The organism is Pseudomonas sp. USHLN015 (assembly GCF_037153275.1).
Lineage (GTDB): Bacteria > Pseudomonadota > Gammaproteobacteria > Pseudomonadales > Pseudomonadaceae > Metapseudomonas > Metapseudomonas tohonis.
Genome location: NZ_JBBCKP010000003.1, coordinates 165,179 through 186,995, shown reverse-complemented (window position 1 = coordinate 186,995; position 21,817 = coordinate 165,179). Strand labels below are relative to the sequence as shown.

Annotated in this window: 24 protein-coding genes; 10 read left to right on the top strand and 14 right to left on the bottom strand. The window is 68.4% G+C overall.

The window, feature by feature from the left end; genetic code table 11:
- Positions 1 to 5: 5 nt before the first annotated feature.
- Genes rodA through WFQ67_RS07030 form a run of 6 tightly spaced genes read right to left on the bottom strand, consistent with a single transcriptional unit; the run spans position 6 to position 5,823 of the window.
- A complete protein-coding gene (gene rodA / locus WFQ67_RS07055) occupies positions 6 to 1,109 on the bottom strand; it encodes a rod shape-determining protein RodA (protein WP_173178514.1) in 1,104 nt (367 codons plus the stop codon).
- 38 nt (positions 1,110 to 1,147) lie between these two features.
- A complete protein-coding gene (gene mrdA, locus WFQ67_RS07050; RefSeq protein ID WP_173178478.1) occupies positions 1,148 to 3,049 on the bottom strand; it encodes a penicillin-binding protein 2 in 1,902 nt (633 codons plus the stop codon).
- A 9-nt stretch (positions 3,050 to 3,058) separates the two neighbouring features.
- Entirely contained in the window at positions 3,059 to 3,526 is a 468-nt protein-coding gene (rlmH, locus tag WFQ67_RS07045) for a 23S rRNA (pseudouridine(1915)-N(3))-methyltransferase RlmH (protein ID WP_173178477.1), read from the bottom strand.
- A gap of 12 nt (positions 3,527 to 3,538) precedes the next feature.
- Complete coding sequence (rsfS, locus tag WFQ67_RS07040) at positions 3,539 to 3,892, bottom strand: ribosome silencing factor (RefSeq protein WP_111261536.1); 354 nt, start codon at positions 3,890 to 3,892, stop codon at positions 3,539 to 3,541.
- A 21-nt stretch (positions 3,893 to 3,913) separates the two neighbouring features.
- Positions 3,914 to 4,558 carry a nicotinate-nucleotide adenylyltransferase gene (gene nadD, locus WFQ67_RS07035; protein WP_111261516.1) on the bottom strand — a complete coding sequence of 215 codons (645 nt, stop codon included), beginning with the start codon at positions 4,556 to 4,558 and terminating at the stop codon, positions 3,914 to 3,916.
- On the bottom strand, positions 4,558 to 5,823 hold the full coding sequence (locus WFQ67_RS07030) for a glutamate-5-semialdehyde dehydrogenase (RefSeq protein WP_173178476.1): 1,266 nt from the start codon (positions 5,821 to 5,823) through the stop codon (positions 4,558 to 4,560). Before WFQ67_RS07030 ends, nadD begins: the two co-directional genes overlap by 1 nt.
- 299 nt (positions 5,824 to 6,122) lie before the next feature.
- Between WFQ67_RS07030 and WFQ67_RS07025 the strand changes: the two genes are divergently transcribed.
- Positions 6,123 to 7,349: an alpha/beta fold hydrolase gene (locus WFQ67_RS07025; RefSeq protein ID WP_337056475.1), complete on the top strand. Its 1,227-nt coding sequence runs from the start codon at positions 6,123 to 6,125 to the stop codon at positions 7,347 to 7,349.
- Between the two features lie 252 nt (positions 7,350 to 7,601).
- Here WFQ67_RS07025 and WFQ67_RS07020 read toward each other — a convergent pair whose 3' ends face one another.
- Complete coding sequence (locus tag WFQ67_RS07020; RefSeq protein ID WP_337056474.1) at positions 7,602 to 8,453, bottom strand: class I SAM-dependent methyltransferase; 852 nt, start codon at positions 8,451 to 8,453, stop codon at positions 7,602 to 7,604.
- A gap of 114 nt (positions 8,454 to 8,567) precedes the next feature.
- Here WFQ67_RS07020 and WFQ67_RS07015 point away from each other — a divergent pair, with 114 nt between their 5' ends.
- A complete protein-coding gene (locus tag WFQ67_RS07015; protein ID WP_337056473.1) occupies positions 8,568 to 9,278 on the top strand; it encodes a DNA-3-methyladenine glycosylase in 711 nt (236 codons plus the stop codon).
- Positions 9,275 to 10,594 (top strand): bifunctional DedA family/phosphatase PAP2 family protein, encoded by a 1,320-nt coding sequence (locus WFQ67_RS07010; RefSeq protein ID WP_173178472.1) that lies wholly within the window; start codon positions 9,275 to 9,277, stop codon positions 10,592 to 10,594. Before WFQ67_RS07015 ends, WFQ67_RS07010 begins: the two co-directional genes overlap by 4 nt.
- 50 nt (positions 10,595 to 10,644) lie before the next feature.
- On the opposite strand, the gene WFQ67_RS07005 is transcribed toward WFQ67_RS07010, so the two are convergent.
- Genes WFQ67_RS07005 through WFQ67_RS06995 form a run of 3 tightly spaced genes read right to left on the bottom strand, consistent with a single transcriptional unit; the run spans position 10,645 to position 12,321 of the window.
- A complete protein-coding gene (locus tag WFQ67_RS07005) occupies positions 10,645 to 11,235 on the bottom strand; it encodes an LON peptidase substrate-binding domain-containing protein (RefSeq protein WP_173178471.1) in 591 nt (196 codons plus the stop codon).
- A gap of 10 nt (positions 11,236 to 11,245) precedes the next feature.
- The gene (locus tag WFQ67_RS07000) at positions 11,246 to 11,956 is read right to left on the bottom strand and encodes an LrgB family protein (RefSeq protein ID WP_337056623.1); all 711 of its coding nucleotides are present in this window, start codon (positions 11,954 to 11,956) and stop codon (positions 11,246 to 11,248) included.
- A gap of 2 nt (positions 11,957 to 11,958) precedes the next feature.
- Positions 11,959 to 12,321: a CidA/LrgA family protein gene (locus tag WFQ67_RS06995; RefSeq protein WP_337056472.1), complete on the bottom strand. Its 363-nt coding sequence runs from the start codon at positions 12,319 to 12,321 to the stop codon at positions 11,959 to 11,961.
- A gap of 245 nt (positions 12,322 to 12,566) precedes the next feature.
- Here WFQ67_RS06995 and WFQ67_RS06990 point away from each other — a divergent pair, with 245 nt between their 5' ends.
- From WFQ67_RS06990 to WFQ67_RS06960, 7 genes are all read left to right on the top strand, one after another.
- Positions 12,567 to 13,022, top strand: a complete 456-nt coding sequence (locus WFQ67_RS06990) for a MaoC family dehydratase (protein WP_111261524.1) — start codon at positions 12,567 to 12,569, stop codon at positions 13,020 to 13,022.
- Positions 13,023 to 13,137: 115 nt separating this feature from the next.
- Positions 13,138 to 13,350 (top strand): TM2 domain-containing protein, encoded by a 213-nt coding sequence (locus WFQ67_RS06985; protein WP_021221502.1) that lies wholly within the window; start codon positions 13,138 to 13,140, stop codon positions 13,348 to 13,350.
- 90 nt (positions 13,351 to 13,440) lie between these two features.
- Complete coding sequence (locus WFQ67_RS06980) at positions 13,441 to 15,168, top strand: C13 family peptidase (RefSeq protein ID WP_337056471.1); 1,728 nt, start codon at positions 13,441 to 13,443, stop codon at positions 15,166 to 15,168.
- Between the two features lie 28 nt (positions 15,169 to 15,196).
- Positions 15,197 to 15,838, top strand: coding sequence for an oxidoreductase (locus tag WFQ67_RS06975; protein ID WP_213628350.1), 642 nt, complete (start codon positions 15,197 to 15,199; stop codon positions 15,836 to 15,838).
- A gap of 99 nt (positions 15,839 to 15,937) precedes the next feature.
- Positions 15,938 to 16,549, top strand: a complete 612-nt coding sequence (locus WFQ67_RS06970) for a class I SAM-dependent methyltransferase (RefSeq protein ID WP_173178468.1) — start codon at positions 15,938 to 15,940, stop codon at positions 16,547 to 16,549.
- Positions 16,550 to 16,608: 59 nt separating this feature from the next.
- A complete protein-coding gene (locus WFQ67_RS06965) occupies positions 16,609 to 17,475 on the top strand; it encodes an MBL fold metallo-hydrolase (protein ID WP_337056470.1) in 867 nt (288 codons plus the stop codon).
- A 25-nt stretch (positions 17,476 to 17,500) separates the two neighbouring features.
- Positions 17,501 to 17,968 carry a YbaK/EbsC family protein gene (locus WFQ67_RS06960; RefSeq protein WP_173178466.1) on the top strand — a complete coding sequence of 156 codons (468 nt, stop codon included), beginning with the start codon at positions 17,501 to 17,503 and terminating at the stop codon, positions 17,966 to 17,968.
- A gap of 132 nt (positions 17,969 to 18,100) precedes the next feature.
- On the opposite strand, the gene WFQ67_RS06955 is transcribed toward WFQ67_RS06960, so the two are convergent.
- The 4 genes from WFQ67_RS06955 to WFQ67_RS06940 form a co-directional block, all read right to left on the bottom strand.
- The gene (locus WFQ67_RS06955) at positions 18,101 to 18,400 is read right to left on the bottom strand and encodes a YceK/YidQ family lipoprotein (protein WP_337056469.1); all 300 of its coding nucleotides are present in this window, start codon (positions 18,398 to 18,400) and stop codon (positions 18,101 to 18,103) included.
- Positions 18,393 to 19,025: a flavin prenyltransferase UbiX gene (gene ubiX / locus WFQ67_RS06950; protein ID WP_173178464.1), complete on the bottom strand. Its 633-nt coding sequence runs from the start codon at positions 19,023 to 19,025 to the stop codon at positions 18,393 to 18,395. The genes WFQ67_RS06955 and ubiX overlap by 8 nt, the downstream gene beginning before the upstream one ends.
- A 10-nt stretch (positions 19,026 to 19,035) precedes the next feature.
- Entirely contained in the window at positions 19,036 to 20,388 is a 1,353-nt protein-coding gene (mpl, locus tag WFQ67_RS06945; RefSeq protein WP_337056468.1) for a UDP-N-acetylmuramate:L-alanyl-gamma-D-glutamyl-meso-diaminopimelate ligase, read from the bottom strand.
- Positions 20,389 to 20,559: 171 nt separating this feature from the next.
- Entirely contained in the window at positions 20,560 to 21,777 is a 1,218-nt protein-coding gene (locus tag WFQ67_RS06940; RefSeq protein ID WP_337056467.1) for a glycosyltransferase family 4 protein, read from the bottom strand.
- Between the last annotated feature and the right edge of the window lie 40 nt (positions 21,778 to 21,817).

Sequence of the window (21,817 nt, the reverse complement as noted above, 5' to 3'; positions counted from 1 at the left end):
TCGTATCAAACCTGGGCGATCCACTTGCGATGGGTATGGATGGCCATCAAAACCCCAAACCCTGACAGCAGCGTAACCAGCGAAGTTCCGCCGTAGCTAATGAAGGGAAGGGGCACTCCCACCACCGGCAGCAGGCCACTGACCATGCCGATGTTGACGAACACGTAGACGAAGAAGGTCATGGTCAGGCTGCCCGCCAGCAGCTTGCCGAACAGGGTCTGTGCCTGCGCGGTGATGACCAGGCCGCGGCCGATCAACAGCATGTAGACCAGCAGCAGGATGCACACGCCGACCAGGCCGAACTCTTCGCCGAGGACGGCAATGATAAAGTCCGTGTGGCTTTCGGGCAAAAAATCCAGGTGCGACTGGGTGCCCAGCAGCCAGCCCTTGCCGAACACCCCGCCCGAGCCGATCGCCGCCTTCGACTGGATGATGTTCCAGCCGGTGCCCAGCGGGTCGCTTTCCGGGTCGAGGAAGGTCAGCACCCGCTGCTTCTGGTAGTCGTGCATGACGAAGAACCACATCCCCACCGCGACCGGCACCACCGCCGTGACCGCGCCGAGTATCCAGCGCCACTGCAGCCCGGCCATGAACAGCACGAAGGCCCCCGAGGCGAGGATCAGCAGCGCGGTGCCGAGGTCCGGCTGGCGCACCACCAGGATGAAGGGCACCACGATCAGCGCCAGGCTCACCACCACATGCTTGAGCTTGGGGGGCAGCGTTCGCTTGGACAGGTACCAGGCGATGGTCGCCGGCATGAGGATCTTCATGAACTCCGCGGGCTGGAAGCGGATCACCCCCGGGATGTTGATCCAGCGCGTGGCGCCCATGGCGTTGTGGCCCATGATGTCGACCACGATCAGCAGCGACACGCCGCCGACGTAGCCCAGGGGCACCCAGCGGGCGAGGAAGCGTGGCTCGAACTGGGCGATGACCACCATCGCCACCAGCCCCAGGCCGAAGGACGACGCCTGCTTCATCAGCAGGTCCCAGTGCTTGCCGCTGGCCGAATAGAGGACGAACAGGCTGCCGGCGGCCAGCACCAGCAGGAGCAGCAGCAACTGGCCATCGATGTGCAGGCGCTGCAGCAGGCTGGCGCGGCGGCGCATCACGTCCTCGTTGGACAGGGTGCGGTCGAAGTTGCTGTTCATCGGCTCGGGCTCTTCTCGGCGGTCAGGGGCGCCTGCGGCGACTGGAACTCGGGCTTGAGCTGCCCATCGGGGCCCAGCAGCCAGGCATCCATCACCTGCTTGACCACGGGCGCGGCGACACCGGAGCCGGACTCACCGTTCTCCACCATCACCGCGACGGCGATCTTCGGGTTGTCGGCCGGGGCGAAGCCGATGAACAGCGCGTGGTCGCGGTGGCGCTCCTGGACCTTCGAGCGGTCGTACTTCTCGCCCTGCTTGATCGCCACCACCTGCGCGGTACCGGACTTGCCGGCGATGCGGTAGACCGAGGTATCGCCGACCTTGCGGGCGGTGCCCCGCGCGCCGTGCATCACCTGCTCCATGCCGGAGCGCGCGTAGTCCCAGAACTTCGGGTCGCGCAGCGTGATGTCCGGCATCGGGTTCGGATCTTCCGGCGGCTTGCCCTCGATGGTCTTGGCCAGGTGCGGGCGGATCCACTTGCCCCGGTTGGCCATCAGCGCGGTGGCCTGGGCCAGTTGCAGCGGCGTGGCCTGCATGTAGCCCTGGCCGATGCCGAGGATCAGGGTCTCGCCCGGGTACCAGGCCTGGCGGTAGCGGGCGCGCTTCCAGTCGCGCGACGGCATCAGCCCGGTGGTCTCCTCGAACATGTCCAGGGCCACCTTCTGGCCGAAGCCGAAGCGGCTCATGGAGGCATGCAGGCGGTCGATGCCCATCTTGTGGGCAAGGTCGTAGAAGTAGGTGTCGTTGGACCGCATGATCGCGGTCTCCAGGCTCACCCAGCCGTCACCGGTGCGGTTCCAGTTGCGGTACTTGTGATCGTAGTTGGGCAGTTGGTAGAAGCCCGGGTCGAACACCCGCGACTCGGGGGTGACCACGCCGGCTTCCAGCCCCGAGACCGCCACCATCGGCTTGACCGTCGACCCCGGCGGATAGAGCCCGCGCAGCACGCGGTTGTACAGCGGCCGGTCGATGGAGTCGCGCAGCTCGGCGTACTGCTTGAAGCTGATGCCGGTGACGAAGGGGTTCGGGTCGAAGCTCGGCTGGCTGACCATCGCCAGCACATCGCCGCTGGACGGCTCGATGGCCACGATGGCGCCCCGGCGCCCGCCAAGCGCCGCTTCCGCCGCCTCCTGCAGGCGCGTATCGATGGTCAGCACCAGGTCCTTGCCCGGCTTCGGATCGGTGCGCTTGAGCACCCGCAGCACACGGCCACGGGCGTTGGTCTCGACTTCCTCGTAACCCACCTCGCCGTGCAGCGTGTCCTCGTAGAAGCGCTCGATGCCGGTCTTGCCGATGTGGTGGGTGCCGCTGTAGTTGATCGGGTCGAGCTCCTTGAGCTCCTTCTCGTTGATGCGCCCGACGTAGCCCACCGAATGGGCGAAGTGCGCGCCCTGCGGGTAGTGGCGCACCAGTTGCGCGACCACCTCCACGCCCGGCAGGCGGAACTGGTTCACCGCCACGCGGGCGATCTGTTCCTCCGACAGCTCGAAGAGGATGGGCACCGGCTCGAACGGGCGACGCCCCTGCTTCATGCGCTTCTCGAACAGCGCGCGGTCATCCGGCGTCAACTGCAGCGCCTCGACGATCACGTCCAGCGTCTGCTCCCAGTCGCCGGCGCGCTCACGCGTCACCGTCAGGCTGAAGCTCGGGCGGTTGTCGGCGATGATCAGCCCGTTGCGGTCGTAGATCAGGCCACGGGTCGGCGGGATCGGCTGGACGTGGACGCGGTTGTTCTCGGAGAGCGTCGAGTGGTACTCGTACTGGATCACCTGCAGGTAATAGAGGCGGGCGATCAGCACGCAGGTCAGCAACAGCACCAGCACCGCGCCGACGACGACGCGACGACGCACCAGGCGGGCGTCCTTCTCGTGGTCTTTCAGGCGGATCGGCTGCGGCATCGGTACGGCTTACTTGTGATAGGGGTGGCCGGACAGCACGGTCCAGGCTCGATAGATCTGTTCGCCCACCAGGATCCGCACCAGCGGGTGCGGCAGGGTCAGCGGCGACAGCGACCAGCGCTGTTCGCTGCGCGCGCAGACCTCCGGTGCCAGCCCTTCCGGGCCGCCGACCATGAGGTTCACGGTGCGCGCGTCGAGGCGCCAGCGGTCCAGCTCCACCGCCAGTTGCTCGGTGCTCCAGGCGCGGCCTTCGACTTCCAGGGTGACGATGCGTTCCCCGGGCTGCACCTTGGCCAGCATCGCCTCCCCTTCCTGGCGGATCATCCGCGCCACGTCGGCGTTCTTGCCGCGCGTGGTCAGGGGGATCTCCACCAGTTCCAGGGAAAGCTCGGAAGGCAGGCGCTTGGCGTACTCGTGCCAGCCCTCCTCCACCCAGCGGGGCATGCGCGAGCCGACGGCGATCAGACGCAGACGCAAGGCGGTGCTCCGTTATTCCTGGGGATGCTGGGCGCGGCTCTGCTCGGCACCCTGCCACAGGCGCTCGAGGTCGTAGAACTGGCGGGTGGCGACCTGCATCACGTGCACGACCACATCGCCCAGGTCCAGCAGGGCCCACTCGCCGCTGTCCAGGCCTTCGCTGCCCAGCGGGCGCTGGCCCTGTTCCTTGACCTTCTCCAGCACGTTGTCGGCGATCGACTTGACGTGGCGGCTGGAGGTGCCGCTGGCGATCACCATGAAGTCGGTGACGCTGGTCTTGCCGCGCACATCGATGGTGGTGATGTCCTGGGCCTTCATGTCTTCCAGGGCCGCGATGGCGACCTTGACCAGTTCTTCGTTTTGCATCGGTTCTTCTACCTCGATCAATCAGTTCGTCGCACGGTACAGGCCGTGCTCATGGATATAGGCCAGCACCGCGTCGGGTACGAGGAAGCGTACCGAGCGCCCGGTGGCCAGCAGCTGGCGGATCTGCGTGGCGGAAACCGCCAGCGGCGCCTGCCATACAAAGGAAATCTGTCCGCCCCGCCCGGCCAGGGCCAGGGGATCGGCGATGCTGCGCGCCGCCAGCAGGTCGCGCAGGGCTTCCGGTGGTTCACTGTCGGCGTCCGGCCGTTGCAGCACCAGGATGTGGCAGTGCTCCAGGAGCTCCTCCCAACGGTGCCAGCCCGGCAGGCCGCAGAAGGCATCCCAGCCCAGCAGCAGGTACAGCGAGTCGTCGGCGCCGAGTTCGGCGTGCAGCGACTCCAGGGTGTCGATGGTCCAGGACGGCCGGTCGCGCTTGAGCTCACGATCGTCCACCACCAGTGGCGGCAGGTCGGCCACCGCGCGCTGGACCATTTCCAGGCGATCGGCCGCGCTGACCTGCGGCGTCTCGCGGTGCGGCGGCCTGGCGCTGGGGATCAGGCGCAACTCGTCGAACCCCATCAGCTCGGCGACCTCCAGCGCACCACGCAAGTGGCCGATGTGCACAGGATCGAAGGTACCGCCGAACAGACCGATGCGTTTGCCCATCAGGTGCGCACGTGACCGTCGCCGAACACCACGTACTTCTCGCTGGTCAGGCCTTCCAGGCCGACCGGTCCACGGGCGTGCAGCTTGTCGGTGGAGATGCCGATCTCCGCGCCCAGGCCGTACTCGAAGCCATCGGCGAAGCGCGTCGAGGCGTTGACCATCACCGAGGCGGAATCCACTTCGGTGAGGAAACGACGGGCGTCGCTGAAGTTCTCGGTGATGATCGCGTCGGTGTGCTGCGAGCCGTAGGTGTTGATGTGCTCGATCGCCTCATCCAGGCCCGCGACGATGCGGATCGACAGGATCGGCGCGTTGTACTCGGTGCGCCAGTCTTCCTCGGTCGCCTCCAGCACGTCGCCACCCAGCAGCGCGCGGGTGGCGGCGTCGCCACGCAGTTCCACCTGCTTGTCGCGGTAGATGGCGGCCAGCGGCGGCAGCACGCGCTCGGCGATGCCGGCATGCACCAGCAGCGTCTCCATGGTGTTGCAGGGCGCGTAGCGTTGGGTCTTGGCGTTGTCGGCGACGCGGATCGCCTTGTCCAGGTCGGCGGCGATGTCGATGTAGACATGGCAGATGCCGTCCAGGTGCTTGATCACCGGCACCTTGGCCTCGCGGCTGATGCGCTCGATCAGGCCCTTGCCGCCGCGCGGGACTATCACGTCGACGAACTCCGGCATGCTGATCAGCGCGCCCACGGCGGCGCGGTCGGTGGTCTCGACGACCTGCACCAGCTCGGCCGGCAGGCCGGCGTCGGCCAGGCCCTTCTGGATGCAGGCGGCGATGGCCTGGTTGGAATGGATAGCCTCGGAGCCGCCACGCAGGATGGTGGCGTTGCCGGACTTCAGGCACAGGCTGGCCGCGTCGATGGTCACGTTCGGGCGCGACTCGTAGATGATGCCGATCACGCCCAGCGGCACGCGCATCTTGCCCACCTGGATGCCCGAAGGCAGGTAGCGCATGTCGCGGATCTCGCCGATCGGGTCCGGCAGGGTGGCCACCTGGCGCAGGCCCTCGATCATGTCGTCGATGCGTGCCGGGGTGAGCGCCAGGCGATCCAGCATGGCTGGCTCCAGGCCATTGGCCCGGCCGTTGGCCAGGTCCTGCTCGTTGGCGGCGGACAGCTCGGCGCGGGCGGCGTCCAGTGCATCGGCGGCGGCCAGCAGGGCGCGGTTCTTCTGCGCGGTGCTGGCACGGGCGGCCACGCGCGAGGCGGCGCGCGCGGCGCGGCCCAGGCGGGTCATGTAATCGAGAACGGACTCGGTCATGGTCTCGGCGGTCTGGCAGTTGGGAAAAGTGGGCGATTATAGCCCGCGCGCCCCGCCACGCCCAGCGGCGCCGGGCGGATGGTAGACAGCACGTCCCGCGGTGCCGGCGCGGCACCGCCACAGCCGCCAGGGCCCGCGCTTGCAGGGGATACGGTGACACCCGGCGGAAAATACTGGCCTTGTGCCGCCCGAAGGTTGGGTAAACAAAATCGTCACCGATGTTTACCTTGAGCTCGTGCCACCGCGCCCCGACTCGCGGCGAGAACAACAAGAAGGCGCCCGAGCGCCGGAGGATCGCCATGCACTATCGCACCGGATACAGCGCAGACCTGCTCGCCTCGCCCCCCGAGATGCTCCACATAGGCCCCTGGTGCCTGCACTACCAGGCCTGGTCCCGCCACCCCGACGACACCCGCCCGCCCGTGCTCATGCTCGGCGGAGCGTTCCAGAGCTTCCGCTCCTTCGCCGCCGAGGTGGAAGAGCTGCTGGACGAACACCCGGTCATCCTCCTCGACCTGCCCGGCCAGGGCGGCAACCTGCAGCTGGCCCCGGAACTGGGGCTGGAGCAGCTCGCCGACCTGATCGCCGACTTCGCCGAGGAACTGGCCCTCCCGCCCCTGATGCCCATCGGCCTGTCCTACGGCTCGGCCCTGGCCGCGCTGTTCGCCAGCCGCCACCCGCAGCGTTGCGAGCGCCTGCTGCTGGCCGGCATCACCGCCTTCGGCCGGGACGGTGCCCGCGCGCTGCTGGAGGAAGGCCTGCTGATGCTCGCCGAAGGCAACCTCGCGGCCTTCGCCCAGGGCGTGCTGATCGGCCTGATCAACCCCCTGCGCCTGGACGCCACCGGCATCTCCCCGGGCTTTCGCAAGGCCATGCTGCGCCAGTTGCAGCGCCTGTCGCCGGTGGAGCAGGAGCGCTACCGGCAGAACAGCCGGCGGCTGCTGGACTTCGGCGGCTTCACCCGGCACCCGGACTGCCCGACCCTGGTGCTGGCCGGCGAATACGATCACTTCACCCAGCCCTGGGAGCACGCACAGTTCGCCGCCGCCTGCGCCGACGCCGACTGCGCACTGATCGAGCACGGCGACCACCTGGCCCAGTTCGAACGCCGCGACGCCTGCTCGCGCCTCTACGTCCCCTTCTTCGAGGGCCGCCCGCTGCCGCAACTGGCCCCCGGCTCCACCCGCCTCGCGCGCGGCATGCTCGGCAGCCTGGAAAAACGCCAGGAACCCCGGCTCGCCCCGCGGGATCGCAACGGCCGCCTGTTCCACCCGCAACTGGGCGAACTGGCCGTGGAGATCAGCGAGCTGGGCTTCTTCGGCGGCCTGCTGCATGGCGACCTGCCGGCGGACCTCCCCGCGCGGGGCTGGCGCCTGCGCGCCGGCGAGCTGCCGGACCTGGAGCTGCTGCCCCTGCGTCGCCAGGGCGATGCGCTGTCGCTGGTCTTCACCCATGTCGATGCCGACGCCAGCGCCGCCCTCGCCGCTCAGGTCGGCCCCTGGCAGATGGCGGCGGCAGCGGCCTGAAAGCTGGAAGCTGGAAGCTGGAAGCTGGAAGCTGGAAGCTGGAAGCTGGAAGCCAGGAGTCTGCTTGAAGCTTCTGGCTTCTGGCTTCTGGTTTGTCACTTGTGGCTTGCCGCTTGTCACTTGCCACTCACGCCCCGAAACGTAGGCGAGGCAGCCAGCGCAAGGCAAAAACAGGCGAAAGGGCGGAGTTTACGTGCTGTAAATGAGCACCTTGAGCCTGTTTTTAACGCCGCGATGGCAACGCAGGTAGTTTCAGATGGAGGCTTCGACCACGCGGACCAGCGTGGGCCACCGCCCCATGCGCAGGCCCAGCTCGGCGCCGTCCACCTGCGGGTCCAGCACCTGCACCCGGGGGAAGCCGCAGCGGTTGAAGCCATCGGTGATGGCGGCGCTGTCGCGGTAGTGCAGCGGGTAGTTGCCGCGGGTGAAGCGCCCCACCAGGTCCACGCCCCAGCGCAGCTGGCGGTAGCGCGGATGCTCGCGCAGGTCGGGATAGAGGTCGGTGAGGTAGGTGGCGGCGGGAAAGGCGCGCAACTGGTCGGCCAGGCGCCGCCAGAAGTCCTCGATCACCGGTAGTTCGAAGTAGTTCACCAGCCCCTCGGTGATCACCACCACCGGTCGCTGCCGGTCCAGCCCGGCGAACAGCGCCTCCAGCCCCTGCCCGCCCTCACTGGCGAGGATGTCCACCGCGCGCACCTGGTGGCGGCTGTTGAGCCAGCCCTCGCTGTGCAGCAGCAGGCGCTTGCGCGCGGCCATGGATGGCAGGTCGGCCTCCAGGTAGCGCAGCTCCGGGTAGCGCTCGCAGAAGCGCCGCCCCCGGGGGGACAGGCCGCAGGCGATCTCCACCACCTGCGGCGTGCCGTTGCCGATGGCCGCGTCGAGGCGGGCGTCGATCAGCAAATGGCGCTGCAGCAGGAAACTCTCGATGTCCAGGCCGAAGCCCACGCGCGCGCCCCAGGTGATGGGGCTGAGCAGGCCATGCACCCAGCGCCCGAAAGAAGTGGCGAACGCCGGGTCGGCCAGGTGGTGGCGGTACCAGACGTAGCCGGTGTAGTGGGCGCTGGGCGTGATGTGGGCGCTGTCGGCCCGGGCGGCTCTGGACATGGCAGGACTCTTTATTGTTTTTCTTGGTATTTCCCATCCAGCCGTTCAGCTGCCGGCCGGCGAGGCTTACGTATAATCGCCAGCCTAAGCCGCCGAGGACGCCCAAGACAGCCCATGCCGACCGTTCCCACCCTAAGTTTGCCCTGGCCGGGCGCCCGCCCGCTGGACGATGGTTTCTTCGATCGTGACGCTCAACTGCTGGCCCGCGACCTGCTCGGCAAGGTGATCCGCCATCGGGTCGGCGAGCACTGGCTGTCGGCCCGCATCATCGAGACGGAAGCCTATTACTGCGCCGAGAAAGGCAGCCACGCCTCCCTTGGCTACACCGAGAAACGCCGGGCGCTGTTCCTCGATGGCGGCCACATCTATATGTACTACGCACGCGGTGGCGACTCGCTGAACTTCAGCGCCCAGGGCCCCGGCAACGCCGTGCTGATCAAGTCCGCCCACCCCTGGCAGGACGCGATCTGCGGCCCCGAGGCGCTGCTCGCCATGCAGCGCAACAACCCCGACGCCAACGGCATCCCCCGCCCGCCGGAGCGCCTCTGCGCCGGCCAGACCCTGCTGTGCAAGGCGCTCGCCCTGCGCGTGAAGGAGTGGGACGCGCAACGCTTCGACCTGGCGCGGCTGTTCGTCGAGGACGTTGGCGAGCGCCCCGGGCAGATCATCCAGACCACCCGCCTCGGCATACCCCATGGCCGCGACGAGCACCTCCCCTACCGCTTCGTCGACGCCGGCTACGCCCGCCACTGCACGCGCAACCCTTTGCGGCGCGGGCAGGTCCAAGGGCAGCACTATCACCTGATCGAAGGAACGACCCCATGAGCGAATGGCTCGACGCCGTCACCACCTGGCTCGGCGCCCACCCCCAGTGGCTGGGCCTGGCCATCTTCATCATCGCCTGCGTCGAATGCCTGGCCATCGCCGGGATCATCGTGCCCGGCACCGTGCTGCTGTTCGCCGTGGCCGCCATGGCCGGCAGCGGCGCGCTGGGCCTCTGGGAAACGCTGCTGCTGGGCTACTTCGGCGGCCTGCTGGGCGATGCCATTTCCTATGGGCTGGGCCGCCGCTTCCACCAGAACATCCGCCGCCTGCCGGGCCTGCGCCACCACCCGGAATGGCTGGCGGGGGCGGAGAGCTACTTCAACCGCTACGGCGTCGCCAGCCTGCTGGTGGGCCGCTACATCGGCCCGCTGCGACCGATGCTGCCCATGGTCGCCGGCATGCTCGACATGCCGCTGCCGCGCTTCATCGCCGTGAGCCTGGTCGCTGCGGCGGGCTGGTCGGTGGCCTACCTGCTGCCCGGCTGGGCCACCGGCGCCGCCTTCCGCCTGCCGTTGCCGGAAGGCTTCTGGAAGGAAGCCGCCGTGGTGGTGGTCGCGGTGCTGGGGATGCTGCTGCTGATCCTCCAGGGCAGCCTGCGCGAGAAGCGCTGGGCGACGCCCCTGGCCGCCGGCCTCAGCCTGGTACTGCTGGCGGGGCTGTTCTTCGGCTGGTCGTACCTGCACGACTTCGACCAGGGCCTGATGGCGCTGGTGCAGGAGCAGCGCAACGACACCCTCGACAGCTTCATGGTGCTGGTCACCCGCCTCGGCGACTTCCGCACCCAGCTGATCGTCGGCGCCCTGCTCACAGGCGTGCTGCTGGTGGCCCGGCAATGGCGCCACGCGGTGTTCGCCGGCGCCACCCTGCTGTGCACCGCACTGGCCAACGGCGGCCTCAAGCAACTCTTCGCCCGTGCCCGCCCCGAGGTGCTGGCCGAGCCGCTGGGCACCTTCAGCTTCCCCAGCGGCCACAGCTCGGCGGCCTTCGCCTTCTTCCTCGTGCTCGGTGTACTGGCCGGGCGCTCGCAGCCCGCGCGCATGCGCCTGACCTGGCTGCTGCTGGCGTGCCTGCCGGCGCTGGCGATCGCCCTGTCGCGGGTCTACCTGGGGGTGCACTGGCCCACCGACATCCTCGCCGGCGCCCTGCTGGCCGGCTGCATCTGCGCCGCCTGGCTGGCCATCCTGCAGCGTGACCAGCCGATGCCGGCGATGAGCGCGCGGGTCTGGTGGCTGGTGCTGCCGGCCTGCATCGCCCTGCTCGGCGGCATCGCCACCTGGGCGCTGCCCGAAGCCCTGGCCATGTACCGCTACAAGTGACCGGGAGCCGGTAGCCCGGGCTTCAGCCCGGGAAAGGAGAGGCGCACGGCTCAGGCGATCATGTCGCCCTGCAGCTTGTCCAGCAGCCCCTGCAGGTGGCTCAGGCGCTGCTCGGGGTCGCCCAGCGTGAGCAGCTCCAGCTTCTCCTTGAGGGAAAACGGCAGCAGGTAGGACAACTGGTTGGCCAGCTCCTGCTGCCCATTGGACAGCCCACCCATGCCCAGCCCCTGCACCAGCGGGTGCTCGGCCAGGGCGTTGAGCAACGCGGCCAGGTCGGCGTGCTCGGGCAGCAGCGGGCGCTCCTCGGCCTCGTCCAGCCATTGGACGTCGGCGACCGTGAGCTGGTCCGGCCGGACTTCGGCGCGGGTCACCCGGAAGCGGCGCCCGCCTTCCACGCGGATACCCAGCAGGCTGTTGGGCAGTTGCTGGAAATCACGGATGACCGCCTCGCAACCCGTGCCCGCGAAACGGCTCGCCGCCTCGCCCACCTCCTCGCCCTCGAGGATGCAGACCACGCCGAAACCGGTGCCCTGCTTCATGCAGCGGCCGATCATGTCCAGGTAGCGCGCCTCGAACAGCTGCAGGTCGAGCGCGCAGCCGGGGAAGAGCACGGTATTGAGCGGAAACAGCGGCAGATTCATCGACACGACCTCACACGACCATCGCAACGGCCAGCGGCAACAGCACCGCGGTGGCCACACCCATCAGGCTCATCGCCAGCGCTGCGAAGGCGCCACATTCCTCGCCCTCCTGCAACGCCCGCGCAGTCCCCACGGCGTGAGCGGTGATGCCCAGCGCCATGCCCTGCGCCGCCGGATGGCGCACGCCGATACGACGCAGCAGCTCCGGCCCCAGGGTCGCGCCGATGACGCCGGTGATCAGCACGAACACCGCCGCCAGCGCCGCCACCCCGCCGATCTGCTCGGCCACCAGCATGGCGATGGGCGAGGTCACCGACTTCGGCGCCATGGTCATCAGCATCATGTGCTCGGCACCGAAGGCCCAGGCCAGGCCCACACCCATAACCGTAGCAACCAGGCCGCCGATGGACAGGGTGATCAGCGTCGGCCAGAACAACTGGCGGATGCGCTTGAGGTTGAGGAACAGCGGCACCGCCAGCGCCACGGTGGCCGGCCCGAGCAGCAATGTCAGCAGCGTGGTGCTCTGGCGGTACTCCTCGTAGCCGATGCCCAGGGGCACCAGCACCGCGATCACCAGGGCCATGGACACCAGCACCGGCTGCAGGAACATCAGGCGGGTCTTCTCGTACAGGGAGATGGACAGCTGGTAGGCCGCCAGCGTCAGGCCGACGCCGAACAGCGGATGGTGGGCGATGGCCTGCCAGGCCCCGTGCCAGTCGATGCTCATGGGCGATCCTCCTGGCGAGCCTTGCGGTCGATCAGGTGCTGCATCAGCCAGCCCACGAACAGCATCGAGAAGAACACCGACAGCGCCAGCGCGCCGACCACCGCCCAGAAGTCGGCCCAGATCGCCTGGGCATACACCATCACCCCCACCGCCGGCGGCACCAGCAGCAACGGCAGGTAGCGCAGCAGGCTGCTGGAAGCCACCGACAGCGGCTCACCCACCTCGCCACGGGCGACGAGGAACAGGAGCAGCAGCACCAGGCCGATGATGGGCCCGGGCAGCATGTGCAGGAAAAGGGCGTTGATCCCGGTGCCGAGCAACTGGAACAGCACCAGCCAGGTCAGGCCGCGCAAAAGCATGAAAATCTCCGGATAGGTCAGGTAAGCCCTGGGCGAGACGCGTGCAAGGCCCGCTGCAGAGCGGTCGTTGCCAGGATCGCGCCATTATAGGCCCGCTCGCCACCCTCGCTATAACCCGCCATTCGCAGGGGCCATGCCTGCTTGACCCCTGCCCCGTGCCCATGCTGATCTAGACGGCGATGAATCCAGGGTCGGCCAAAGACCCGGCAAGAAGAACAACAAACCACGTCCACGGAGGATGAAGCATGCCGTTCGTACCTGTATCCGAACTGAAGAACTACATAGGCAAGGACCTGGGCCACTCCGAGTGGCTGACCATCGACCAGCAACGCATCAACCAGTTCGCCGAATGCACCGGCGACCACCAGTTCATCCATGTCGACCCGGAGAAGGCCAAGCACACGCCCTTCGGCACCACCATCGCCCACGGTTTCCTCACCCTGTCGCTGATCCCGGTCCTCACCGAAGGCCTGCTGGTACTGCCCGAAGGCATGAAGATGGGCATCAACTACGGCCTGGACAGCGTGCGCTTCATCCAGCCGGTGAAGGTGGACTCCCGCGTCCGCCTGGCGCTCACCATCATGGACGTCACCGAAAAGAACCCCGGCCAGTGGCTGATCAAGGCCCGTGCCACCCTGGAGATCGAAGGCCAGGCCAAGCCTGCCTACATCGCCGAATCCCTGAGCCTCTGCTTCGTCTGAAACAACGCCGGCGGCCCGCCGCCGGCCTCTCTCCCGCCACTCGCCTCGGCAGCACCGCGTTCGCTAGAATGCCGCCCGCCAATCGGCACCCTCTTCTCCCAACAAGGACAGTTTCATGACCGAAAAACGCATCCTCCCGGCCTTCCTGCTGTGCTTCTTCCTGGGCACCTTCGGCGCGCACCGCTTCTACGCCGGCAAGATCGGCACCGCCATCCTGCAGATCCTCACCCTCGGCGGCCTGGGCATCTGGACCCTGATCGACTTCATCATGATCATCGTCGGCGCCTTCACCGACAAACAGGGCAACAAGATCACCCAGTGGACCTGAGCCCCGTTACGGATGAAAAGAAAAGCCCGCGATAGCGGGCTTTTTTACGCCACACTTGCAACAGCCGTATCCACCCTCAAGGGACTGTCGATGAAACCGCTGCTGCCCCTCGCGCTCGCCCTGCTCCTCTCGGCCTGCGGAGACGGAGAACCCCTCACCCCGCCGGACGCCCGCCTGCCCGATGGCTCGCGCTACCGAGGCGCCGTGGTCGACGGCCTGCTGCAAGGCCCGGGGCGCCTGGACTACAGCAACGGCACCTGGTTCGAAGGTGAATTCAAGGACGGCCAGCCCAACGGCCATGGCACCTGGCACGCGCCCAATGGCGTCGACTACCAGGGCGAGTTCCGCAACGGCCTGTTCGAAGGCAATGGCCGCCTCACCTACAGCGACGGCACCTCCTACGACGGCGCATTCAAGGCCAACCAGTTCAGCGGCGAAGGCACGCTCAGCCGGGAAGGCATGGTCTACAGCGGCACCTTCCGCGACGATCGCTACCACGGCCAGGGCAAGCTCGAACTGCCCGATGGCAGCAGCTACCAGGGCCAGTTCAAGCGCGGCGAGCAGACCGGTCGGGGCGTACGCACCGACGCCGACGGCTCGCGCTATTCCGGCCCCTTCAAACAGGGCCAGCTCGAGGGCGAAGGCGACTACCAGGGCGCCGACGGCGGCTTCTACAGCGGCGGGTTCAAGAACGGCCTGTTCGATGGCAAGGGCCGCTACCAGAACGCCGAAGGCTCGGTGTGGAGCGGTGAGTTCAAGAGCGGCGCCCTCACCGGCAAGGGTGAGTACAAGGGCGCGGATGGCGAGCGCTACGTCGGCGCCTTCCGCAACTGGCGCTACCAGGGCGAAGGCACCCTGACCCTCGCCGATGGCAGCCGCTACCAGGGCGGCTTCGCAGGCGGCCGCTACAGTGGCGAAGGCACCCTCGCCCTGGCCGACGGGGGCCAGGAAAAGGGCACCTGGCGTGGTGGCCGGCGCGTGCGTGACGAAGCCGGCAAGGCACTGCCCAACCCGCTGGAAGTCGGCCTGCTGGAACAGGGCCGCCTGCTCGACGCCGCCATCGATGCGCTGCCCGCCTCCACCCCGGCGGTGGAGCTGTACTCCCTGAGCCTGGGGGGCGACGGCCGCCAGGGCGTGTTCCTGCGCGAGGCCGACTACGTCGCCAACCTGCTCGACCAGCGCTTCGGCGCCCATGGCCACATCACCCTGATCAACCACCGCGACCACATGGCCGACCGTCCCATGGCCACCCGCGAGAGCCTGTCCCGGGCGATCCAGGGCATCGCCCAGCGCAGCGGCCCGGAGGACCTGGTGTTCATCTACCTCACCAGCCACGGCTCCGCCGACCACCAACTAGCCCTCGAGCAACCCGGCCTGCAGCTCGCCGACCTGCCCGCCAGCGAGCTGGCCTCGGTGCTGGCCCCGCTGAAGGATCGCCACAAGGTGGTGGTGATCTCCGCCTGCTATTCCGGCGGCTTCATCCCCGCGCTCAAGGACGACAAGACCCTGGTGATGACCGCCGCGCGTGCCGACCGGGTGTCCTTCGGTTGCTCCGACGACAACGAGTTCACCTACTTCGGTCGCGCCCTGCTGGCCGACGCGCTGAACCAGACCGACGACCTGGAACATGCTTTCGAACTCGCCCGCAGCGAGGTTGCCGAATGGGAGAAGGCCGACGGTTTCGAACCGTCCGAACCACAGATCTGGGCCCCCGAACCGGTGCTCGCCCACTGGAGCAAGCTGCGCGCCGGGCAGGCCCGGCAAGCGCTCGCCGCACAATCTGCAACGGCCGCCGGCAAAACCGCCGCCAGCCACTAAGCTCAAGCTGTAACAGCGGAGAAACAGCATGCATCTGACGCCCCAGCACATCCTGCTCGCCGGCGCCACGGGCCTGACCGGTGAACACCTGCTCGACCGACTGCTCAACGAACCCACGGTGGAGCGTGTGCTCGCACCGACCCGTCGCCCCCTGGCCGACCACCCACGCCTGGACAACCCGGTGGGCGAGCTCGCCGCGCTCCTGCCGCAACTCCAGGGGCCGGTGGACACCGCCTTCTGCTGCCTCGGCAGCACCATCCGCCAGGCCGGCTCCCAGGAAGCCTTCCGCGCCGTCGACCTCGACCTGGTGCTCGCCGTTGGCGCCCGCGCCCGCGAGCTCGGTGCCCGCCACTACCTGGTGATCAGCGCACTGGGCGCGGACGCCAACTCCTCGGTGTTCTACAACCGCACCAAGGGCGAGATGGAGGAAGCGCTCAAGGCCCAGGACTGGCCGCAGCTGACCCTGGTGCGCCCGTCCCTGCTGCTCGGCCCGCGCAGCGAATTCCGCCTCGGCGAACGCCTGGCCGCGCCCTTCATGCGCTGGCTGCCGGGCAAGTACCGCGGCATCGGCGCCTGCACCCTGGCCCGCGCACTGTGGCGCCTGGCCCTGGAGACCGACCAGGGCACGCGCGTCGTGGAGTCGGACGAACTGCGCCGCCTGGGCCGCTGACCCCGGGCGGGAATCCTCCCGCCATTGGCCGAAATCCCCGCGCCACGCGGGGATGCCCCTGCTACCTTGGACGCCTCGCCACCACCACGGGCCGCCGCCATGGGTTTCTACGATCGCCACGTCCTGCCCCGCCTGATCGACTACGCCTGCGGCATGGGCGAGGTGATGAAGACCCGCTCGAAGATCGTGCCCCAGGCCGAAGGCCGGGTGCTGGAGATCGGCATCGGCACCGGTCTCAACCTCGGCTTCTACGACCCGGCCAGGGTGCAGGTGGTGATCGGTGTCGACCCCGCCGCGCAGATGCAGGCCCTGGCCCGCCAGCGCGCCGCCGCCATCGCCATTCCGGTGGAAACCATCGCGCTGGAGCTGGGCGAGATCCAGGCCGGCGACGCCAGCTTCGACAGCATCGTCTGCACCTTCACCCTCTGCACCATCCCCGACGCCGCTGCGGCATTGAAAGAGATGCGCCGCGTGCTCAAGCCCGGCGGTCGCCTGCTGTTCGCCGAACACGGCCTGGCCCCGGACGCACCGGTGGTGCGCTGGCAGCACCGCCTCACGCCCCTGTGGAAGCCGCTGGCCGGCGGCTGCCACCTCAACCGCGACATCCCGCGCCTGATCGAAGCCGGCGGCTTCGCCATCCGCGAACTGCACACCGGCTACCTGCAGGGCCCGCGCCCGATGACCTTCGTCTATCGCGGCTGGGCGGATTGACCAGAGCCCCCGCAACCGGGTTAGCCTTGGCCGCTTGAAAGCCAGCCCGGAACCGCCCCATGCGTACCCTCACCTCGCTCACCGGCAACAGCCAGAAACTCGACGGCGGCGCCATGTTCGGCAACGCCCCGCGCGCCCTCTGGGAACGCTGGATGCAGCCGGACGCGCAAAACCGCATCGACCTCGGCTGCCGCGCGCTGCTGGTGCAGGAAGACGAGCGCAACATCCTCGTCGAGACCGGCATCGGTGCCTTCTTCTCGCCCGAGCTCAAGCGCCGCTTTGGCGTGCAGGAAGACCGCCACGTGCTGCTCGACAGCCTCGCCGAGGCCGGCCTGTCCGATGCCGACATCGACATCGTGCTGCTCACCCACCTGCACTTCGACCACGCCGGCGGCCTGCTCGCCGCCTGGGAACAAGGCCAGCCCGCACGCCTGCTGTTCCCCAACGCGCGCTTCGTCACCGGCCGCCGCCAGTGGCAGCGCGCCTGCAACCCGCACCCGCGCGACCGCGCCTCCTACATCCCGGAAATGCTCGAACTGCTGGAGGCCAGCGGCCGCCTGGTGCTGATCGACGAGCAGCCGGGCGCCGAGGTCCTCGGCCCGGACTGGCGCCTGCACTGGAGCGACGGCCATACGCCCGGCCAACTCCTGCCGGAGATCGCCATGCCCGAAGGCCCGGTGGTGTTCAGCGGCGACCTGATTCCCGGCGCGCCCTGGGTGCACCTGCCCATCACCATGGGCTACGACCGCTTCCCCGAAGGCCTGATCGAAGAGAAGGAAGCCCTGCTCGCCAGCCTGCTGGAACGCAATGGCCGGCTGCTCTTCACCCACGACCCGGACGTCGCCATGGGCCGCGTGACCCGCGACGACAAGGGCCGCTATGGCCTCGACGACAGCCTCGCCGCCGTGCACCAGCTGGCCGCCTGAGCCGACAGGAAACCAAGGAGACTTCATGAGCCTCGAATCCGTTCGCGCCTTCCTCGCCGAGAAGGCTCCCGAACTCACCATCATCGAACTGGAAACCAGCACCGCCACCGTCGCCCTCGCCGCCGAGGCCCACGGTGTCGAACCGGGGCGCATCGCCAAGACCCTGGCCTTCCGCGTCGGCGAGCAGAACCTGCTGGTAGTGGCACGGGGGGATGCGCGCATCGACAACCGCAAGTTCAAGGAAGCCTTCGGCGCCAAGGCCAAGATGCTCGACGCCGAGACCGTGCAGGCACTGACCAGCCACCCCGTCGGCGGCGTCTGCCCCTTCGGCCTGGCGACCCCGCTGCCGGTCTATTGCGACCTGTCGCTGCAGGCCTTCGACGAAGTGGTCCCCGCCGCCGGCGCCATCCACAGCGCCGTGCGCATCGCCCCGCAGCACATGGCCGAACTGGTCGCCGCGCAATGGGTGGACGTCTGCCAGGAACCGGCCTGAGACCGAGCCCCCTGTGGGCTCACCTGTAGGGGCGAATTTATTCGCCAATCGGTCCGCCGGGCCGACCTGCGGACCTGTGTGTTGCGGATGCTGCGCATCCTTGGGCGAATGAATTCGCCCCAACAGAGCGCTTCAATTCCCCCCGGTCACGCCCAACCCGACGCCCAGCTCCGCCGCCACCGCGAAGGGCAGCAGCAAGGTCTCCAGCAACGCGCTGAACGGCAGGTCGAACGCCGCCCAGCCCGGCGCCTCGGCGCCGAAACGGTCCATGGGGCAGCAGCCGCCATTGAGGGAGTACCAATCCAGCCGGGTGCCGGAATAGATGATGGGCGCGCCGGGCTTGGCCGCGTCCAGGGTGCGCACGGCGGCGCAGCCCTGGAGCGCCAGCAGCAACGCAACGACGCCGAGTCGCAGAGTCCGGCGCTCAGTCATCGCTGCTCTGCAGGTGATGCTCGCCCCAGCGCGGCAGCATGTCCTGGGGGATTTCCAGCAGGTTGAGGATGCGCGCCACCACGAAGTCCACCAGGTCATCGATGGTCTGCGGCTGGTGATAGAAGCCAGGGGATGCCGGCAGGATGATCGCGCCGAGGTTGGAGAGCTTGAGCATGTTCTCCAGGTGAATGCTGGAGTAAGGCGCCTCGCGGGGCACCAGGATCAGCTTGCGCCGCTCCTTCAACGCCACGTCAGCGGCGCGCTCGATCAGGTTGTTGCAGGCACCGGTGGCGATGGCCGAAAGCGTCCCGGTGGAACAGGGCACCACCACCATCGCCCCCGGCGCGCCGGACCCGGAAGCCGCCGGGGCCATCCAGTCCTCCTTGCCGTAGACGCGGATCTGCCCCGGCGCCGCGCCGGTGTACTCGTTGAGGAAAGCCTGCATCGACTGCGGCTTGGGCGGCAGGGTGACCTCGGTCTCGGTGGCCATCACCAGCTGAGCGGCCTTGGAGATGAGGAAGTGCACCTCGCGATCCTCCTGCACCAGGCAGTCCAGCAGGCGCAGGCCGTACTGGGCGCCGGAGGCGCCGGTCATCGCCAGGGTGACGCGTTCGGGTCCGCTCATGTCGTCGTCCTCAGCCTTCCAGCGCCTTGGCCAGCTTGCCGTGCAGGCCGCCGAAACCGCCGTTGCTCATGATCACCACCTCGGTGCCCGGGCGTGCCTGGCCCTTGACCCGCTCGATGATCGCCTCCAGCGAATCGCAGACCACCGCCGGCACCGGGCAGGCGGCGGCCGTGGCGGCCAGGTCCCAGCCCAGGTTCGGCGGCGCGTACCAGATCACCTGGTCGGCCTGGGCCACGCTCTCCGGCAGGCCGTCGCGGTGGGCGCCGAGCTTCATGGAGTTGGAGCGCGGCTCGATGATGGCGATCACCGGCGCCTCGCCCACGCGCTTGCGCAGGCCGTCGAGGGTGGTGGCGATGGCGGTTGGGTGGTGGGCGAAGTCGTCGTAGATCGTCACGCCGTTGACCTCGGCGACCTTCTCCATGCGCCGCTTCACGTTGCGGAAGGCGCTCAGCGCGGCGATGCCCAGTTCCGGCACCACGCCGACATGGCGCGCGGCGGCGAGGGTCGCCAGGGCGTTGGCCACGTTGTGCTGGCCGGTCAGGCTCCACTCCACGGTGCCCTGCACCTTGCCGTCGAACTGCACCTCGAAGCGCGAGCCATCCTCGCTGAGCAGGCGCACCTGCCACTGGCCACCTTCGCCGGTGGTCTGCACTGGGGTCCAACAGCCCATCTCCAGCACCCGCACCAGGGCCGGCTCGGTGGTGGGGTGGATGATCAGCCCCTCGCCGGGGATGGTGCGCACCAGGTGGTGGAACTGCCGCTCGATGGCCGCGAGGTCGGGGAAGATATCCGCGTGGTCGAATTCCAGGTTGTTGAGGATCGCCGTGCGCGGGCGGTAGTGGACGAACTTCGAGCGCTTGTCGAAGAAGGCGCTGTCGTACTCGTCCGCCTCCACCACGAAAAACGGCGTGCCACCCAGGCGCGCGGAGATGCCGAAGTTCTGCGGCACCCCGCCGATAAGGAAGCCCGGGCTCATGCCCGCATGCTCCAACACCCAGGCCAGCATGCTGGTGGTGGTGGTCTTGCCGTGGGTGCCGGCCACCGCCATCACCCAGCGGCCCTGCAGCACATGGTCCGCCAGCCATTGCGGGCCGGAAACATAGGGCAACCCCTTGTTCAGCACATGCTCCACCGCCGGGTTGCCCCGCGACAGCGCGTTGCCCACCACCACCAGGTCCGGCGCCGGGTCCAGGTGCGCGGGGTCGTAGCCCTGCATCAGCTCGATGCCCTGGGCCTCCAGCTGGGTGCTCATGGGCGGGTAGACGTTGGCGTCGGAGCCGGTGACGCGATGGCCGAGTTCCTTGGCCAGCACCGCGAGCGAACCCATGAAGGTGCCGCAGATGCCGAGGATATGGATATGCATGGATGACCTCTGGAAACGGGCTGGGGGAGCCCGAAAAAAACTTGTCGCAGGTTAGCACAGCGGCCCCGCCCGGAGCCCGGCCCTGCGGCATATGTAGAGGGCCGGACGGCGGTTTCATTCCCCGGGGCGCACAGCGAATTCGAGGCGATGCCCTGCAAGCGCCCCCCTTGTTCAGGCGGGAGCCATGACCTCGTCAAGACCCAGCACCTTCAGGTAGCCGGCGACACCGTCGTCGGTCGAATAACCCCGTGCGCTGGCCGCCGCCTGCTGCCTCAGGGCGTGGAAGCGCTCGGGCTCGGCCAGCGCCGCCAGGGCCTTCTCGGCAATCCGCTCGGTAGCGAAGAAATCCACCAGAAGGCCGCTGCGCCCATCCTCGATCACCTCGCGCACAGGCGCCGTGTCCGAGCCGATGACCAGGCAGCCGCTGGCCATGGCCTCCAGCAGGGACCAGGACAGGACGAAGGGGTAGGTCAGGTAGATGTGCGCGGCGGAAACCTGCAGCACCCGCTTGTAAGTGGCATAGGGCACCTTGCCGAGGAAGTGCACCCGCTGCAGGTCGACCGGGTTCTCCGCCAGCAGCTTGCTGCGCCAGTTGGCGGCGCCCTTGGGGCGGCTGCCGTAGCTGACCTCATCGCCCCCGACCACCACCACCTGGCAGGTCGGGTGCGCCGCGAGGATGCGCGGCAAGGCCCGCATGAAGCTGTGAAAGCCCCGGTAGGGCTCGAGGTTGCGCGCCACATAAGTGAGGATCGGCTGCCCGGCCTTCAGCACCCGGCCGTCGGGCAGTTGCAGGCTCGCCTCGGGATCGGCGCCCAGCCCGGCGATATCGATGCCCTCGTGGATCACCCGCATTCCCTCGCGGTAAGCCGCAGGGTGAACGCTGCGCTGCCAGCGCGTCGGCGTTATGGCGAGGTCGCAGTTCTCCAGGTTGAGCAGATGCAGCGCATTGCGGCTGCGGATGCTCGCGGCGCCGTTGGTGTCGAGCGGAAACTCCGGGTCGAAGCCGGCATCGGCGCCGCGGGCCAGGTAGTAGTACTCGCAGAAATGGACCAGCCGCGCCGACGGGAAAGCCTCCTTCACATACAGGCTCTCTCCCCAGCCGGGATGGGCCACCACCACATCCGGCCGGTAGCCCTTGCCCTTCAGGTCCAGCAGCAGGCGCAGCACCTGCTGGCCATGCAGCACGCCATCCTCGAAGGTGCGCACATAAGGGTGCGTCTGCGCACTCGCCTTGCGGTGCGGCTTGTAGCGCAACAACCGCACACCCGGCAGGCCAGGCGCCTGCTCACGACCGATGGCCAGAACCTCGACATCGTCCCGCTTCGCCAGGTGAGCCGCGAGATGACGGAACTGGCCAGGGAAATTCTGGTGAATGAACAGCACGCGCATCCCGCCGCAACTCCTTTTGCAGGTCTTCCATGGCTGTCAC

Bases quoted from the DNA above. Each gene is read 5' to 3' on its own strand.
- rodA (WP_173178514.1), bottom strand. From the start codon at position 1,109: ATGCGCCGCCGCGCCAGCCTGCTGCAGCGCCTGCACATCGATGGCCAG.
- mrdA (WP_173178478.1), bottom strand. From the start codon at position 3,049: ATGCCGCAGCCGATCCGCCTGAAAGACCACGAGAAGGACGCCCGCCTG.
- rsfS (WP_111261536.1), bottom strand. From the start codon at position 3,892: ATGCAAAACGAAGAACTGGTCAAGGTCGCCATCGCGGCCCTGGAAGAC.
- nadD (WP_111261516.1), bottom strand. From the start codon at position 4,558: ATGGGCAAACGCATCGGTCTGTTCGGCGGTACCTTCGATCCTGTGCAC.
- WFQ67_RS07030 (WP_173178476.1), bottom strand. From the start codon at position 5,823: ATGACCGAGTCCGTTCTCGATTACATGACCCGCCTGGGCCGCGCCGCG.
- WFQ67_RS07025 (WP_337056475.1), top strand. From the start codon at position 6,123: ATGCACTATCGCACCGGATACAGCGCAGACCTGCTCGCCTCGCCCCCC.
- WFQ67_RS07020 (WP_337056474.1), bottom strand. From the start codon at position 8,453: ATGTCCAGAGCCGCCCGGGCCGACAGCGCCCACATCACGCCCAGCGCC.
- WFQ67_RS07015 (WP_337056473.1), top strand. From the start codon at position 8,568: ATGCCGACCGTTCCCACCCTAAGTTTGCCCTGGCCGGGCGCCCGCCCG.
- WFQ67_RS07010 (WP_173178472.1), top strand. From the start codon at position 9,275: ATGAGCGAATGGCTCGACGCCGTCACCACCTGGCTCGGCGCCCACCCC.
- WFQ67_RS07005 (WP_173178471.1), bottom strand. From the start codon at position 11,235: ATGAATCTGCCGCTGTTTCCGCTCAATACCGTGCTCTTCCCCGGCTGC.
- WFQ67_RS06995 (WP_337056472.1), bottom strand. From the start codon at position 12,321: ATGCTTTTGCGCGGCCTGACCTGGCTGGTGCTGTTCCAGTTGCTCGGC.
- WFQ67_RS06990 (WP_111261524.1), top strand. From the start codon at position 12,567: ATGCCGTTCGTACCTGTATCCGAACTGAAGAACTACATAGGCAAGGAC.
- WFQ67_RS06985 (WP_021221502.1), top strand. From the start codon at position 13,138: ATGACCGAAAAACGCATCCTCCCGGCCTTCCTGCTGTGCTTCTTCCTG.
- WFQ67_RS06980 (WP_337056471.1), top strand. From the start codon at position 13,441: ATGAAACCGCTGCTGCCCCTCGCGCTCGCCCTGCTCCTCTCGGCCTGC.
- WFQ67_RS06975 (WP_213628350.1), top strand. From the start codon at position 15,197: ATGCATCTGACGCCCCAGCACATCCTGCTCGCCGGCGCCACGGGCCTG.
- WFQ67_RS06970 (WP_173178468.1), top strand. From the start codon at position 15,938: ATGGGTTTCTACGATCGCCACGTCCTGCCCCGCCTGATCGACTACGCC.
- WFQ67_RS06965 (WP_337056470.1), top strand. From the start codon at position 16,609: ATGCGTACCCTCACCTCGCTCACCGGCAACAGCCAGAAACTCGACGGC.
- WFQ67_RS06960 (WP_173178466.1), top strand. From the start codon at position 17,501: ATGAGCCTCGAATCCGTTCGCGCCTTCCTCGCCGAGAAGGCTCCCGAA.
- WFQ67_RS06955 (WP_337056469.1), bottom strand. From the start codon at position 18,400: ATGACTGAGCGCCGGACTCTGCGACTCGGCGTCGTTGCGTTGCTGCTG.
- ubiX (WP_173178464.1), bottom strand. From the start codon at position 19,025: ATGAGCGGACCCGAACGCGTCACCCTGGCGATGACCGGCGCCTCCGGC.
- mpl (WP_337056468.1), bottom strand. From the start codon at position 20,388: ATGCATATCCATATCCTCGGCATCTGCGGCACCTTCATGGGTTCGCTC.
- WFQ67_RS06940 (WP_337056467.1), bottom strand. From the start codon at position 21,777: ATGCGCGTGCTGTTCATTCACCAGAATTTCCCTGGCCAGTTCCGTCAT.